At 73.7% G+C, this 13,867-nt stretch carries 15 protein-coding genes; 9 read left to right on the forward strand and 6 right to left on the reverse strand.

Going from position 1 to position 13,867, the window contains the following annotated elements:
- The first annotated feature begins 30 nt into the window (after positions 1 to 30).
- The 9 genes from ABZ386_RS04215 to lgt all read left to right on the forward strand — a co-directional run bounded on the left by ABZ386_RS04215 (position 31) and on the right by lgt (position 6,780).
- Positions 31 to 672, forward strand: coding sequence for a TIGR02234 family membrane protein (locus ABZ386_RS04215; protein ID WP_351331823.1), 642 nt, complete (start codon positions 31 to 33; stop codon positions 670 to 672).
- A 119-nt stretch (positions 673 to 791) separates the two neighbouring features.
- Entirely contained in the window at positions 792 to 1,043 is a 252-nt protein-coding gene (locus ABZ386_RS04220; protein WP_351331821.1) for an HGxxPAAW family protein, read from the forward strand.
- An 82-nt stretch (positions 1,044 to 1,125) separates the two neighbouring features.
- Positions 1,126 to 1,560 (forward strand): DUF2752 domain-containing protein, encoded by a 435-nt coding sequence (locus tag ABZ386_RS04225; RefSeq protein WP_351331819.1) that lies wholly within the window; start codon positions 1,126 to 1,128, stop codon positions 1,558 to 1,560.
- A gap of 140 nt (positions 1,561 to 1,700) precedes the next feature.
- Positions 1,701 to 2,510, forward strand: coding sequence for an indole-3-glycerol phosphate synthase TrpC (trpC, locus tag ABZ386_RS04230; RefSeq protein WP_351331817.1), 810 nt, complete (start codon positions 1,701 to 1,703; stop codon positions 2,508 to 2,510).
- Positions 2,511 to 2,531: 21 nt separating this feature from the next.
- Positions 2,532 to 2,696, forward strand: a complete 165-nt coding sequence (locus tag ABZ386_RS04235; protein ID WP_020271442.1) for a hypothetical protein — start codon at positions 2,532 to 2,534, stop codon at positions 2,694 to 2,696.
- 108 nt (positions 2,697 to 2,804) lie between these two features.
- Entirely contained in the window at positions 2,805 to 4,091 is a 1,287-nt protein-coding gene (gene trpB / locus ABZ386_RS04240; RefSeq protein ID WP_358963525.1) for a tryptophan synthase subunit beta, read from the forward strand.
- On the forward strand, positions 4,088 to 4,906 hold the full coding sequence (gene trpA / locus ABZ386_RS04245) for a tryptophan synthase subunit alpha (RefSeq protein WP_351331812.1): 819 nt from the start codon (positions 4,088 to 4,090) through the stop codon (positions 4,904 to 4,906). Before trpB ends, trpA begins: the two co-directional genes overlap by 4 nt.
- An 86-nt stretch (positions 4,907 to 4,992) precedes the next feature.
- Positions 4,993 to 5,769, forward strand: a complete 777-nt coding sequence (locus tag ABZ386_RS04250; protein WP_355719624.1) for a thioredoxin domain-containing protein — start codon at positions 4,993 to 4,995, stop codon at positions 5,767 to 5,769.
- A gap of 84 nt (positions 5,770 to 5,853) precedes the next feature.
- Positions 5,854 to 6,780, forward strand: a complete 927-nt coding sequence (lgt, locus tag ABZ386_RS04255) for a prolipoprotein diacylglyceryl transferase (protein WP_358963528.1) — start codon at positions 5,854 to 5,856, stop codon at positions 6,778 to 6,780.
- 65 nt (positions 6,781 to 6,845) lie between these two features.
- Here the strand turns inward: lgt and ABZ386_RS04260 are convergent, their stop codons facing one another.
- The 6 genes from ABZ386_RS04260 to ABZ386_RS04285 all read right to left on the reverse strand — a co-directional run bounded on the left by ABZ386_RS04260 (position 6,846) and on the right by ABZ386_RS04285 (position 13,643).
- On the reverse strand, positions 6,846 to 7,658 hold the full coding sequence (locus ABZ386_RS04260; protein ID WP_351331806.1) for a CoA ester lyase: 813 nt from the start codon (positions 7,656 to 7,658) through the stop codon (positions 6,846 to 6,848).
- Positions 7,655 to 8,854, reverse strand: a complete 1,200-nt coding sequence (locus ABZ386_RS04265) for a CoA transferase (protein ID WP_356616113.1) — start codon at positions 8,852 to 8,854, stop codon at positions 7,655 to 7,657. The genes ABZ386_RS04260 and ABZ386_RS04265 overlap by 4 nt, the downstream gene beginning before the upstream one ends.
- Complete coding sequence (locus ABZ386_RS04270) at positions 8,851 to 10,212, reverse strand: ADP-ribosylglycohydrolase family protein (protein WP_356501286.1); 1,362 nt, start codon at positions 10,210 to 10,212, stop codon at positions 8,851 to 8,853. The genes ABZ386_RS04265 and ABZ386_RS04270 overlap by 4 nt, the downstream gene beginning before the upstream one ends.
- On the reverse strand, positions 10,200 to 11,369 hold the full coding sequence (locus tag ABZ386_RS04275) for an ADP-ribosylglycohydrolase family protein (RefSeq protein WP_351331800.1): 1,170 nt from the start codon (positions 11,367 to 11,369) through the stop codon (positions 10,200 to 10,202). Before ABZ386_RS04275 ends, ABZ386_RS04270 begins: the two co-directional genes overlap by 13 nt.
- A gap of 7 nt (positions 11,370 to 11,376) precedes the next feature.
- Positions 11,377 to 12,495: an ADP-ribosylglycohydrolase family protein gene (locus tag ABZ386_RS04280; protein ID WP_358963531.1), complete on the reverse strand. Its 1,119-nt coding sequence runs from the start codon at positions 12,493 to 12,495 to the stop codon at positions 11,377 to 11,379.
- 86 nt (positions 12,496 to 12,581) lie between these two features.
- Positions 12,582 to 13,643: an ADP-ribosylglycohydrolase family protein gene (locus tag ABZ386_RS04285; RefSeq protein WP_351331796.1), complete on the reverse strand. Its 1,062-nt coding sequence runs from the start codon at positions 13,641 to 13,643 to the stop codon at positions 12,582 to 12,584.
- Positions 13,644 to 13,867 lie beyond the last annotated feature (224 nt).

Below are 13,867 nucleotides of genomic sequence, written 5' to 3' on the forward strand. Positions count from 1 at the left end.
GGTGACGGTTCGCCCGGGGTTCAGGCGATAGTGGGGTACGTGACTGCTGTACCTCACCCCCGTTCCCAAGCCGCCGGATCCGCCCGGGCCGGCCGCCTGAGCCTCGCCGTCGCGCTGCTGTGCGGCGCGCTCGGCGCGGCCGTGGCGCTCCTCGCCACCCGGCAGCAGTGGTCGGAGGGCACCGCGACGGTGGCCGGCGGCGCCTTCCCGCTGACCGCCAGCGGCAGCGACGTCACGGGCGTCCCCGCGGCGCTCGCCATAGTCGGCCTCGCCGCGCTCGTCGCCGTCTTCGCCGTCCGCCGGGCCGGCCGGGTCGTCGTGGCCGTGCTGCTGGCGCTCTCCGGCGCGGGCACCGTCGCCGCCGCCCTGCTCGGCGCCTCCGACAGCTCCGCGCTCGACGAGAAGGCCGCCCAGGCCTCCGGCGACACCTCCGCCTCCGTGGCCGCCCTCAGCCACACCGCCTGGCCGTACGTCGCGGCCGCCGGCGGCGTCCTGATCCTGCTGGCCGGGCTGCTCGCCCTGCGCTACGGCCGGCTGTGGCCCGCGATGTCCGGCCGCTACGAGCGCGGCGGCGCGCCCCAGCAGCGCCGCAAGGCCCCCGCCGTCGACCCCGACCGGCCCGAGGACCTGTGGAAGGCACTCGACCGGGGCGAGGACCCGACCGGGGCCTGAGCCACACGGAGCAGCGGGGAGCATCCCAGGAGCACCCCCGCTCACCGGCCACGCGCGCGTGCGGGACAATGGGCACGAGCGTCCTGCTCAGACACGCACACAGCAACGAGGAGCAAGCAATGGCGGGCAGCAGCCACGGTCACACCCCGGCCGCCTGGACCGGTGTCATCATCGCCTTCATCGGTTTCTGCGTCGCGGGCGCCTTCATGGTGATGGACCAGCCGGTGGGCTTCTGGGCGGGCATGGTCGTCGTGCTGCTCGGCGGTGTCGTCGGCGGCATCATGCGGATGATGGGCCTGGGCCAGCCCAAGGAACTGCACGCGCCGCACAAGATGACGGGCGACCGCGAGCCGGTCCGCGCCCAGGGCTGATCCCGGCGGAACACCGGGTTGTCGCCGAGGGGCGGCCGGCATTCGGGTGCCGGGACCGCCCCTCAGGCGTGTGCGGGGCACAATGCCTGGCGTGAACGCCGACAGCCGAAGAGCGACGCACAGCCTCCCGGGCCGCCTGGCCGCCCCCGCCGGGATCCTCGCGGCCGTCGCCGCCGCCTTCGCCTACGTGGGCGCGGTGGACCCCAACGAACCCGGCCACTACCCCGTCTGCCCGCTGCTGCACCACACCGGCCTGTACTGCCCCGGCTGCGGCGGACTGCGCAGCGCCCACGCCTTCGTCCACGGCGACCTCCCCGCGGCCCTGCACGCCAACGCGCTCGCCGTCGTCGGCTATCTGGCCTTCTTCGCGCTGTGGGCCGTATGGGTGGTCCACGCGGTACGCGGGCGCCCGCTGCGGATCGACCCCCACCCGGGGCTGGTGTGGGGCTTCGGCGCGTTGCTGCTGGTCTTCACGGTTGTCCGGAACCTGCCCTTCGGTGGCTGGCTCCACCCTTGATCAACTGGCGGATGTCCAGGTACTGGGACCGGCGTCAACCGGATGCGAAGCCTTCGCCCCGCTGCGGATACCATCGCAGTGACCATCGGTTTGCCGATCGGTCGCTGGAACTGTCAAGAGTCTGGAAGGGGGCCGCTCGCGTGAGTGTGCTCGACGAGATCATCGACGGAGTCCGTGCCGACCTCGCGGAGCGGCAGGCGCGCGTCAGCCTCGACGAGCTCAAGGAGCGCGCGGCGAAGGCTCCCGCGGCCAAGGACGGCGCGGCCGCCCTGCGCGGCGACGGCGTCAAGGTCATCTGCGAGGTCAAGCGCTCCAGCCCGTCCAAGGGCGCGCTGGCCGCGATCGCCGACCCGGCCGGGCTCGCCGCCGACTACGAGGCGGGCGGCGCTGCCGTCATCTCCGTCCTCACCGAACAGCGCCGTTTCGGCGGCTCGCTCGCCGACCTGGAGGCGGTCCGCGCCCGCGTGGACATCCCCGTCCTGCGCAAGGACTTCATCGTCACGTCCTACCAGCTGTGGGAGGCCCGCGCCTACGGCGCCGACGTCGTGCTGCTGATCGTGGCCGCCCTCGACCAGCCCGCCCTGGAGTCCCTCATCGAGCGTGCCGAGTCCATCGGGCTCACGCCGCTCGTCGAGGTCCACGACGAGGACGAGGTCGAGCGCGCGGTCGACGCCGGGGCCCGCGTGATCGGCGTCAACGCGCGCAACCTCAAGACCCTCGAGGTCGACCGCGGCACCTTCGAGCGGGTGGCCCCGGAGATCCCCGGCCACATCATCAAGATCGCCGAGTCCGGCGTCCGCGGCCCGCACGACCTCATCGCCTACGCCAACGCCGGCGCCGACGCGGTCCTGGTGGGCGAGTCCCTCGTCACCGGCAAGGACCCCAAGACGGCGGTCTCCGACCTGGTGGCGGCGGGCGAGCACCCCGCACTCCGGCACGGCCGGAGCTGATCACCCGCTAGGCTTGCCCCGATGACTCTCACCATGACGACCGTGGACCGGTACGCCCGCCTCGCGCGCGGCTGCCGCCCCCGCGGCTGCCGTGCGCCCGCGCGCCGCGTCCACGGCCGCCGCGTCCGCTACGTCATCGGTGACGAGCCGGGCCAGGTGAACGGCATGCGATGGCAGGGCTTTTAGGGGCGCGGGGAACTGCGCGACCAGCCACCTACGGCCCGCGGTCAACAGCGAACCCTGCCCCCCACGGCGACTAGTGCATTCCACACACACTCACCGTGAGGTACACGCATGCCCAGCCAGTTCTTCATCCCCGACCCCGAGGGTCAAACCCCCAACCCCGAAGGCTACTTCGGGGCCTTCGGCGGCAAGTTCATCCCCGAGGCCCTCGTCGCGGCGGTCGACGAGGTGGCCGTCGAGTACGACAAGGCCAAGCACGACCCCGAGTTCGCCAGGGAACTCGACGACCTCCTGGTCAACTACACCGGCCGCCCCTCGGCGCTCACCGAGGTGCCCCGGTTCGCCGAGCACGCCGGCGGCGCCCGCGTCTTCCTGAAGCGGGAAGACCTCAACCACACCGGCTCCCACAAGATCAACAACGTCCTCGGCCAGGCGCTGCTCACCAAGCGCATGGGCAAGACCCGGGTCATCGCCGAGACCGGCGCCGGCCAGCACGGCGTGGCCACGGCCACGGCCTGCGCCCTCTTCGGCCTCGACTGCACGATCTACATGGGCGAGATCGACACCCAGCGCCAGGCCCTCAACGTGGCCCGCATGCGCATGCTCGGCGCCGAGGTCATCGCCGTGAAGTCCGGCAGCCGCACGCTGAAGGACGCCATCAACGAGGCCTTCCGCGACTGGGTCGCCAACGTCGACCACACCCACTACCTCTTCGGCACCGTCGCCGGACCGCACCCCTTCCCGGCCATGGTCCGCGACTTCCACCGCGTCATCGGCGTCGAGACCCGCCGCCAGCTCCTGGAGCGCGCCGGCCGCCTCCCCGACGCGGCCGTCGCCTGTGTCGGCGGCGGCTCCAACGCCATCGGCCTCTTCCACGCCTTCATCCCGGACGAGTCCGTCCGCCTCATCGGCTGCGAGCCGGCCGGCCACGGCGTCGACACCGGCGAGCACGCCGCGACCCTGACCGCCGGCGAGCCCGGCATCCTGCACGGCTCCCGCTCCTACGTCCTCCAGGACGACGAGGGCCAGATCACCGAGCCCTACTCGATCTCGGCCGGTCTGGACTACCCGGGCATCGGCCCCGAGCACTCCTACCTCAAGGACTCCGGCCGCGGCGAGTACCGCGCGGTCACCGACGACGCGGCCATGCAGGCCCTGCGCCTGCTGTCCCGCACCGAGGGCATCATCCCGGCCATCGAGAGCGCCCACGCCCTGGCCGGCGCCCTGGAGGTCGGCAAGGAGCTGGGCAAGGACGGGCTGATCGTGGTCAACCTGTCCGGCCGCGGCGACAAGGACATGGACACCGCCGCCCGCTACTTCGGCCTCTACGACACCGACGCCGAGGTCGCCGCCGACGCGGACACCGACACCGCCGAGATCGAGGGGGACGTCAAGTGAGCGGCAACATCCAGCTGTTGAGCGACACCCTCGCCGCGGCCAGGTCCGAGGGGCGCTCCGCCCTCATCGCCTACCTCCCGGCCGGCTTCCCGACCGTCGACGGCGGCATCGAGGCGATCAAGGCCGCCCTGGACGGCGGCGCCGACGTCGTCGAGGTGGGCCTGCCGCACAGCGACCCCGTCCTCGACGGCCCCGTCATCCAGACCGCCGACGACATCGCCCTGCGCGGCGGCGTGAAGATCGCCGACGTGATGCGCACGGTCCGCGAGGCCCACCGGGCCACCGGCAAGCCCGTCCTCGTCATGACGTACTGGAACCCCATCGACCGCTACGGCGTCGAGCGGTTCACCGCCGAGCTGGCCGAGGCGGGCGGCGCGGGCTGCATCCTGCCGGACCTGCCCGTGCAGGAGTCGGTGCTGTGGCGGGAGCACGCCGAGAAGCACGGTCTCGCCACCGTCTTCGTCGTCGCGCCCAGCAGCAAGGACGAGCGGCTCGCGCGGATCACCGCGGCGGGCAGCGGCTTCGTCTACGCCGCCTCCCTCATGGGCGTCACCGGCACCCGCGCCACCGTCAGCTCCCAGGCCCAGGACCTGGTGGAACGCACCCGGGCCACCGGCACCGACCTGCCGGTCTGCGTCGGGCTCGGCGTCTCCAACGCCACCCAGGCCGCCGAGGTCGCCGGCTTCGCCGACGGCGTGATCGTCGGCTCGGCCTTCGTCAAGGCGATGCTCGACGCCCCCGACGACGCGGCCGGTGTCGAGGCCGTGCGCGCGCTCGCCGGCGACCTCGCCAAGGGCGTGCGCGGGCAGGCGTAAGAAAGCCGGAAGTCATACAGGTCCCTCGTACGGGTGGACCTGAGGCCGGGGAGGCGCGGTGCGCCTCCCCGGTTCGTTTCCGGGGTGTGAGCGAGAAGAACCGTGAGGGAAAGCGCACCGCCCGGGAGAAGATGGCGGCCGAGCGCGAGAAGCAGAAGTCCGCGGAGAAGCGCCGGCGCGCGCTGATCGTCGGCGGCGCCGTCGTCGCCGTCCTGGGACTCGCGGCGGTGATCGGCGTCGTCGCGGCCAACGCCGGCAAGGACGACGGCGGCGAGGCCTCGGGCCCGGTCGTGGCCCCCTCGGGAGCCCAGGGCAAGGACGGCCTCGCGATCCCGGTCGGCAAGGACAGCGCCAAGTCCACGCTCACGGTGTGGGAGGACTTCCGCTGCCCGGCCTGCAAGTCCTTCGAGACGGCGTACCGGCCGGTGATCCACGAGCTGACCGACGCCGGCCAGCTGAAGGTCGAGTACCACCTGGTCACCCTCATCGACGGCAACATGCGCGGCAGCGGCTCCCGCAACGCGGCCAACGCCGCGGCCTGCGCCCAGGACGCCGGGAAGTTCCCCGCGTACCACGACGTGCTCTTCGACAACCAGCCACCCGAGATCGACGACGCCTACGCGAGCACCCGCAAGCTGATCGAGCTGGCCGGCAAGGTCGACGGCCTCGACACCCCGGCCTTCCGCCGCTGCGTCGAGGACGGCACGCACAACGCCTGGGTCGCCAAATCCCACCAGGCCTTCGACAAGGGCGGCTTCTCGGGCACGCCGACCGTCCTGTTCGACGGCAAGAACATCTACCAGGACCGGACGATGACCCCGGCCAAGCTGAAGCAGATGGTGCAAGAGGCGAACAAGGCGTAAGGCGTTTTCTCACGCCCCTGTTATGGACCCGTAGCCGGGCCCCCTGCCCGGGGCCCGGTTCGGCACGGTAGCGTCGACCTTGCCATGGAACTTGCCTTCATTCCCAGCCCGTCACGCGGGGTGCTGTACCTCGGCCCCATTCCGCTGCGCGGCTACGCGTTCTGCATCATCATCGGCGTCTTCGTTGCCGTCTGGCTCGGCAACAAGCGCTGGATCGCCCGGGGCGGGCGGGCCGGCACGGTGGCCGACATCGCGGTCTGGGCCGTGCCCTTCGGCCTGGTCGGCGGCCGCCTCTACCACGTGATCACGGACTACGAGCTGTACTTCAGCGAGGGCCGTGACTGGGTGGACGCCTTCAAGATCTGGGAGGGCGGCCTCGGCATCTGGGGCGCGATCGCGCTCGGCGCGCTGGGCGCCTGGATCGGCTGCCGCCGCCGGGGCATCCCGATGCCCGCCTACGCCGACGCCGTCGCGCCGGGCATCGCCTTCGCGCAGGCCATCGGCCGCTGGGGCAACTGGTTCAACCAGGAGCTGTACGGCAAGCCCACCGACCTGCCGTGGGCGCTGGAGATCACCTCCTCCGCGGACGGCCGGGTGCCGGGCACGTACCACCCGACGTTCCTGTACGAGTCGCTGTGGTGCGTCGGCGTCGCGTTCCTGGTCATCTGGGCCGACCGCCGCTTCCGCCTCGGACACGGCAGGGCGTTCGCGCTGTACGTCGCCGCGTACTGCACCGGCCGGGCGTGGATCGAGTACATGCGGGTCGACGACGCCCACCACATCCTGGGCGTCCGGCTGAACGTCTGGACCGCGATCCTGGTCTTCCTGCTCGCCGTCACGTACCTGGTGCTGTCGTCGAGGAAGCGGCCCGGCCGGGAGGAAGTGGTGGAGCCGGGTGCCTCCGGCGACGCGGCCGACGACACGTCCGGCGGCGACGCCGACAGCGAGAGCGAGGACGGCGACGCCAAGAGCACGGCCAAGGACGAGGCAGGGTCGGCGAAGAAGACCTGACACATCGCTGTACGACACCGAGGGCGCCCGGCACGATCTGGGCGCCCTCGGTGCGTGTGGGGGTGTCAGCGGCGGCGGGCCAGGGACAGGGTGCGCTGGGCCGCCGTCACCACCGCCGCGTCGACGAAGCGGCCGTCCGGCAGGGCCTGCGCGCCCTGCTGCGTGGCGGCCGCCTTGAGGACCGTCTCGGCCCGCTCGATCTCCTCCTCGGAGGGCAGATAGGCCCGCTCGATCACCGGGAGCTGGCGGGGGTGGATCGCGGCGCGGCCCAGGAAGCCCAGGGCGCGGCCGTGCGCGCAGGAGGCGGCCAGGCCCTCCAGGTCCCGGATGTCCGGGTGCACCGACTGCGGCGGTGGGGGCAGGCCCGCGGCCCGGGCCGCGACGATCACCCGGGAGCGGGCCCAGGCGAGGCCCGTGTCGTCGCGTACGCCCAGGTCGGCCCGGAGGTCCGCCTCGCCGAGCGCGATGCCGCGCAGATTCGGGTGGGCCGTGGCGACGGCGTACGCCTGTTCCACGGCGAGGGCCGTCTCCAGCAGGGCGTACAGCCCGGCGGCGGCTCGGGGTGCGACGCGGGTGATCTCGGCCGGGGAGGTCACCTTGGGCAGGCGCAGTCCGGACAGGCCCGGGGCCTGCGCGAGGGTGGCGATGTCCCGCTCGGCCCAGGGGCCGGCCAGGGCGTTGACGCGGACGTGGACCGGCACCGGTGGCGGGTCGGTGAGCAGGTCGGCGGTGGCGGCGCGGGCGTACTCCTTCCGGTCGGGGGCGACCGCGTCCTCCAGGTCGACGACGACGATGTCGGCGCCGCTGGTGAGGGCCTTCGCCACCAGGTCCGGGCGGTCGCCCGGGGCGTAGAGCCAGGTGAGCGGGAACGCCGTCACAGGGCGCCCTCCGCGCGCAGCGCCGTGAGGTCGGCCGGGGACAGGCCCAGCTCGGTGAGGACCTCGTCGGTGTCGGCGCCGTGCGGGCGGCCGGCCCAGCGGATCGCGCCGGGCGTGGCGGAGAGGCGGAAGAGGACGTTCTGCATGCGCAGGGGGCCCAGTTCCGGGTCGTCGACGGTGGTGATGGTGTTCAGGGCCTGGTACTGCGGGTCCGCCATCACGTCCCGGATGTCCTGCACCGGGGCCACCGCCGCCTCCGCCTTCTCGAAGGCCGCGAGGACGTCGGCGCGGGTGCGTTCGGCGATCCAGGAGCCGACGGCCTCGTCCAGGACGTCGGCGTTGCGGGCGCGGTCGGCGCCGGTGGCGAACCAGGGTTCGTCGATCAGTTCGGGGCGTCCGACCAGGTGCATCACGCGTTCCGCGACCGACTGGGCGGAGGTGGAGACGGCGACCCAGGTGCCGTCGGCGGTGCGGTAGACGCCGCGCGGGGCGTTGTTGGGGGAGCGGTTGCCGGTGCGGGGCTGGACGTGGCCGAGCTGGTCGTACCAGAGGGGCTGGGGGCCGAGGACGGCCAGGATCGGCTCGATCAGGGCCATGTCGACGACCTGGCCCTCGCCGGTGCGGTCGCGGGCGGCGAGGGCCGTCATCACCGCGTACGCCGTCGTCAGGCCCGCGATGGCGTCGGCCAGGCCGAACGGCGGGAGGGTCGGGGGCGCGTCCGGTTCGCCGGTGATCGCGGCGAAGCCGCTCATCGCCTCGGCGAGGGTGCCGAAGCCGGGGCGGTGCGCGGAGGGGCCGAACTGGCCGAAGCCGGTGACGCGGGCCAGGACGAGGCGGGGGTTGGCGGCCGACAGCTCCGGCCAGCCCAGGTCCCACTTCTCCAGGGTGCCCGGCCGGAAGTTCTCGACGATCACGTCGGCGGTGGCGGCGAGGCGCAGCAGGGCGGTCCGGCCGCCGGGCTTCGACAGGTCCAGGGTGATGGTGCGTTTGTTGCGGCCGAGCATCTTCCACCACAGGCCCACGCCGTTCTTCGAGGGGCCGTGGCCGCGGGAGGGGTCCGGTTTCCTGGGGTGTTCGACCTTGATGACCTCCGCGCCGAAGTCGCCGAGCAGGGTGGCGGCCATCGGGCCGGCGAAGAGGGTGGCGAGGTCGAGGACGCGCAGGCCGGTGAGGGGCGCGGGCAGGGGCGCGGTCATGAGCGGTGGGTCTCCCGGTGGGTGAGGTGGGCGAGGGTGTCGAAGCCGATGCCGTTGAAGTCGCCGACGGAGGTGGACAGGCGGTTCTTCAGCGGGGCCGTCCAGCGGTCGGGGAGCGCCGCGGGGTGCCCGGCGAGCAGGCCGGCGACGCTGCCGGCCGTGGCGCCGTTGGAGTCGGTGTCCCAACCGCCGCTCACCGCGCGGCAGACGGAGCCGGTGAAGTCGCCGTCGGCGTGGGTGAGGGCGGCGGCGATCAGGGCGGTGTTGGGCACGGCGTGCACCCAGTGGTGGCCGGCGGCGTGGGTGGCGTGGAGTGCGTCGACGACCGTGTCGAAGTCGGCGTGCTCGTGGGCCAGTTCGATGGCCTGGCGGACTGCCCGGGCGAGGCGGGAGCGGGGCGGGACGACCGTGAGGCCGGTGCGGAGGCAGGTGTGGACGTCGGCGGTGCCGGTCGCGGCCGTCGCGATGGCGGCCGCCGCGAACATCGCCGCGTAGACGCCGTTGGCGGTGTGGGTGAGGGTGGCGTCGCGGTGGGCCTGTTCGGCCGCGGCGGCCGGGTCGCCGGGGTTGGTCCAGCCGTGGACGTCGGCGCGGATCAGCGCGCCGATCCATTCCCGGAACGGGTTGCGGTGGCGGGCGGTGTGCGGGGGTTCCAGGCCGGTGAGGAGGTTGCGGTAGGCGACGCGCTCGGCGGTGAACGTGCGGCCCGCGGGGAGTTCGTCGAGCCAGACGCGGGCCACGTCCGTGGTGGTGAAGGCCTTGCCGTGGCGTCGCAGGAGGAGCAGGTTGAGCAGGGGGTAGTTGAGGTCGTCGTCCTCGGGCATGCCGTCGATGTTCTCGGCGAGGGAGGTGGTCGCCGAGCGGCGGTTCCAGGGGTGTTCTTCGAGGAGGGCTTCCGGGACGCCCTTGGCGGTGAAGTAGGTGGTGAGAGGCCAGTTGCCGGTCGCTTCGGCCAGTCGGCGGATGGCCTCAAGGGGGAGTTTCTCGACGGGTTTTCCGAGGAGGCAGCCGGTGGCCCGGCCCAGCCACGCGGCTTCGAGGCGCTGGTGGGATGCGGCCGAAGTGGGGGAGGGCTTCGGCCAGTCGACGCAGACGGCCCTGATCTTCTCCAGATCCGTCGGTTCGTCGTCGGTCAACGTGCTGGGCAGGTCCGCCAGTTCGTCCAGGAGGTCTTCTGCCAGTTGGCGGAGGTAGCGGGACGCGGGGGTGGGGGAGGCGCCCGCGGTGGCCGGGGCCTCCGGGCCGCCTGCCGCTCGCCAGCGGGCCGCGATCGCCTTCGGCTCGCGGCCGTCCTGGCTCGCCTGGCGGAGTTCGTGGCCGAGCAGGTCCTCCGGCTGGACCCAGGTCAGTCGGAGCATTCCCGGCCTCCGAGGGATGCGAAGGCCTGTTCGTGGGCGCGGCGGCGGGCGACGTCCCGGGTGAAGATCTCGCGGGTCACCGCGGTGAGGGTGGTCGCGGGTTCCCAGAGGTCCAGGCGGCTCGCCTCCGCCACGGTCTTGGCCCAGTCCTCGGGGACCGGGGACCCGAGGGCACCCGCCAGGGCGCCCGCCATCGTGGCGATGGAGTCGCAGTCCCGGCCGTAGTTCACGGCGCCGAGGACCGCGTGCCGGTAGTCGCCCTGTGCGACGAGCAGCATGCCCAGGGCGACGGGGAGTTCCTCGATCGCGTGGAGGCGGGACGGGCGGCGGGCGCCCAGGGACGGGGCGCGGTAGTCGGGGCCGACGGTGTCGTAGGGGGCCACCGCCTCGCGCAGGGGACGCAGCGCCGACTCGAAGTCCGTGTGGCGGGACGCCTCCTCGCAGACCCGCTCGATCGCGGTCCGGGTGCCGTCCTTGGCGAGGGAGAGGCAGGCCGAGACGACCGAGTCGGGGGTGGCGCCGGGCGTGCAGGCCGCCGCCACCGCCGCGGCCAGGACCCCTGCCGCCTCACGGCCGTACGACGACTGGTGCGCGCCGGCGATGTCCAGGGCCTCGGCGTACGCCGCTCGCGGGTCGGCCGCGTTGACCAGGCCGACCGGGGCCATGTACATCGCCGCGCCGCAGTTGACGATGTTGCCGGTGCCGGCCTCGCGCGGGTCGGCGTGGCCGTAGTGGAGCCTCGCCACCAGCCATTTCTCCGCGAGGAAGATCCGCTGGAGGGGGAGGGCCTCGGTCTCCAGTTCCGGGATCCAGCGGCGCTCGGTCATCAGGTCGGGGACCAGGTGGTCGGCGATGGCGTAGGCGTCGAGGTGGTCGCGGACCCGGGCGTAGACGCGGACCAGGGCGTGCGTCATCAAGGTGTCGTCGGTGACGTGGCCGTCACCCTTGTGGTACGGGGCGAGGGGGCGGGCGGTGCGCCAGTCGTCGCCGTGCCAGGGGCCGACGATGCCGTGGACGCGGCCGCCGTGGCGCTGAAGGATCTGCTCGGGCGAGTAGCCCTCGACGGGGCCGCCGAGGGCGTCGCCGACGGCCGCGCCGACCAGGGCGCCGGTGATCCGCTCGTCCAGTGTGGCGTTTTGGTGGGGTTTGGGCTGCATGGCCGCATCATCCACCCGGGCGGGCCGGTTGGGCGGCTTCCAGGAGTCCGGCGAGTTCCATGAGGTCGGTGCCGGTGAGGCGGGGCAGGACGCAGCCGGAGAGGGTGCGGCAGGCGTCCCGCCAGGACGCCGGGATCGACGCGCTGCCGCCGAGGGCGCCGGTGAGGGCGCCCGCCAGGGCCGGGGCGGAGTCCGCGACGCGGGAGAGGCAGGCCGCGGCCGGGACCGCCTCGGTGATGCGGCCGCGGGCGGCGGTGGCCAGGGCGAGGGCGACCGGGACCGTTTCGGCGGCGGCGATGCCGTAGCTGTAGACGTGGTCGACGATCTGGTGCTCCAGGGGCGGGACCAGGGCGAAGGCGCTGTCCGCCGCGGCGGCGAGCCGCAGGGCGTGCCGGGCGTTGCGGCCGATCTCCGTCTCCTCGGGGAGTTCGGCCAGGGCGGCGGTGACGCAGGCGTCGACGTGCGCGCCGGCCAGGGCGAGGGCGAGGGCCGCCGCCATCGCGCGGGCGCCGTGGACGCCGTCGCCGTCCTGGGTGTAGCGGGCGTCGAACTCGGCGAGGTCGGCGGCGCGCCGGGGGTCGCCCGGGTGGGCCACGGCCAGGACGCAGGCGCGGACGCAGGCGGCGTCGTCGAAGTAGTGGGGGTTGTCGTGGCCGGTGGCGGGTGGGCGCAGGCCGGTGGCGAGGTTGCCGAGGCCGGCGCGGACGGAGATGCGGGCGCGCAGGGGGAGGACGGCGGACTCGATCTCGGGCGCGCGGTCCGCCGCCGCGGCGACCTCACTGGCGATGGCGTTCCAGGTGAGGTCGATCGCGGCTCGGGTGCGGCGGTCTCGGCTGAGGTCGTTCAGGACGGTGTCGTCGCCGGCGCGGAGGAGGGCTTCGGCGGCGAAGGCCGCCCATTCGGCGTCGTCGGAGGGGCCGAGGCGGAGGGGTTCGGGGGGTTGGTTCAGGGCGATGGGGACGGGGAGGGTGGTCGTCGCGTTCTGCTCGGCGAAGGTGTCGAGTTCGCGGGTGAGGCGGCGGGTCCAGTCGGGCATGCGGGCGGCTCGGTGGCGGGCGGCGGGCCAGCCGGCGGCGTCGCCGGCGGCGAGTCCCAGCAGGAGGCCTTCGGCCTTCTTTTCTCCCACCCGCGCACCGCCCGTAACTGTCTCCCGAGGGGTCCTGGTCTCCCGTGGGGCGACTTCGCCGTCGGCGGCTGCCGGTTCGTGCGTCCTCATGAGGCAGGCTCCGTTCCGTCGGCCGCCAGGGCGAAGTCCGTCGGGGTCGGTTCCGGGTGGGGTGCCGCCGGGGTCAGCAGGTCCGCCACGTCCAGGACGTGGTGGCCCGCCATCGCCGGGAGGCAGGAGCCCCGGGCGGGGGTGATGGCCGAGGCCCAGGCAGCCGGGATCGCCGACACCGTCCCGGTGGCGCCCGCCAGCGCGCCCGCCACCGCCGCCGTCGTGTCCGCGTCGCGGCCCATGTTCACCGCGGTCAGGACGGACTGCTCGAAGTCGCCGTCGGCCGCCGCGTACGCGCCGAAGGCGAGGGCGACCGCCTCGGGGGCCAGGTCGGTCCAGGGGTAGCCGCCGATGACGACCGCGGAGCGGACCGCGCGTTCGCCGCGGTGGGCCACCGCCACCGCGCGGCGCAGGCAGCGGGCCGTCCAGGAGTCGTCGGGCACGACCGCCAGGGCGGCGGCCACGACCGCGATCGGCGGGGCCCCGGCCATCGCCGCCGCCACGCCCGCCGCCACCGCCTGGCCGCCGTAGATGCCCTCGCCGTCGTGGCTCACCGAACCGTCGATCGCGACCAGCCGGGCCGCCTCCGCCGGGCGGCCCGCCGCGAACACCCCGAAGGGGGCCGCGCGCATGGCCAGGCCGTCGCTCCAGGCGTGCCGGTGCTGGGCGGAGATGGGGGCGGCCAGGCCCCGGCGCAAGTTCTCCAGCGTGCCGCGTTCGCTGAACCCGGCGCCCCGGAAGGGACCCTCGTCGCGGTCGGCGATCAGCTCGTGCCAGGCCGCCTCCACATGGGCCGGGGTGAGGGCGGAGCCGTGCCGGGCCAGGAGGAGGCCGGAGAAGATCGCGTACTCGGTGTCGTCCGTGCCGGCGGGCGTCTCGGCGACGTAGCCGGTGATACGGCCCCACCGCGCGCGGATCTCGGACGGCTTCATGTTCTCGGCGGGCGCCCCGAGGGCGTCACCGACGGCCAGGCCCAGCAGCGCGCCCCGGGCCCGTGCGCGGAGCCCGGCGGCGTCCCCGGGCGCCGGGACGGAGGGGATGCAGGCGATCGATGCCATACGGCATGTGTCCCACCGGGGCGGCTGCCCCGAGCCTCAGCCGCCACAGCATCACCCGGTCGACATCTGCGCGAACTGACGATCAAGTGAGCGGAAAACGGCAAAACCGCAGGTTAGCGCAGCCTTTCCTTGCTGGCGGCGGCGGAATTCAGGGCGTAGTTTGTGTGTTGTAAAACTCTGGAACTTGTCCAAAGTAGCTGGTTCGACATAGGGGAGCGGAGTTC

It is taken from the genome of Streptomyces sp. NPDC006140 (assembly GCF_040628815.1).
Lineage (GTDB): Bacteria > Actinomycetota > Actinomycetes > Streptomycetales > Streptomycetaceae > Streptomyces.

Coding starts and splice junctions, on each gene's coding strand:
- ABZ386_RS04220 (WP_351331821.1), top strand. CDS start 792: ATGGCGGGCAGCAGCCACGGTCACACCCCGGCCGCCTGGACCGGTGTC.
- ABZ386_RS04225 (WP_351331819.1), top strand. CDS start 1,126: ATGCCTGGCGTGAACGCCGACAGCCGAAGAGCGACGCACAGCCTCCCG.
- ABZ386_RS04235 (WP_020271442.1), top strand. CDS start 2,532: ATGACTCTCACCATGACGACCGTGGACCGGTACGCCCGCCTCGCGCGC.
- trpB (WP_358963525.1), top strand. CDS start 2,805: ATGCCCAGCCAGTTCTTCATCCCCGACCCCGAGGGTCAAACCCCCAAC.
- lgt (WP_358963528.1), top strand. CDS start 5,854: ATGGAACTTGCCTTCATTCCCAGCCCGTCACGCGGGGTGCTGTACCTC.
- ABZ386_RS04265 (WP_356616113.1), bottom strand. CDS start 8,854: ATGACCGCGCCCCTGCCCGCGCCCCTCACCGGCCTGCGCGTCCTCGAC.
- ABZ386_RS04270 (WP_356501286.1), bottom strand. CDS start 10,212: ATGCTCCGACTGACCTGGGTCCAGCCGGAGGACCTGCTCGGCCACGAA.
- ABZ386_RS04275 (WP_351331800.1), bottom strand. CDS start 11,369: ATGCAGCCCAAACCCCACCAAAACGCCACACTGGACGAGCGGATCACC.
- ABZ386_RS04285 (WP_351331796.1), bottom strand. CDS start 13,643: ATGGCATCGATCGCCTGCATCCCCTCCGTCCCGGCGCCCGGGGACGCC.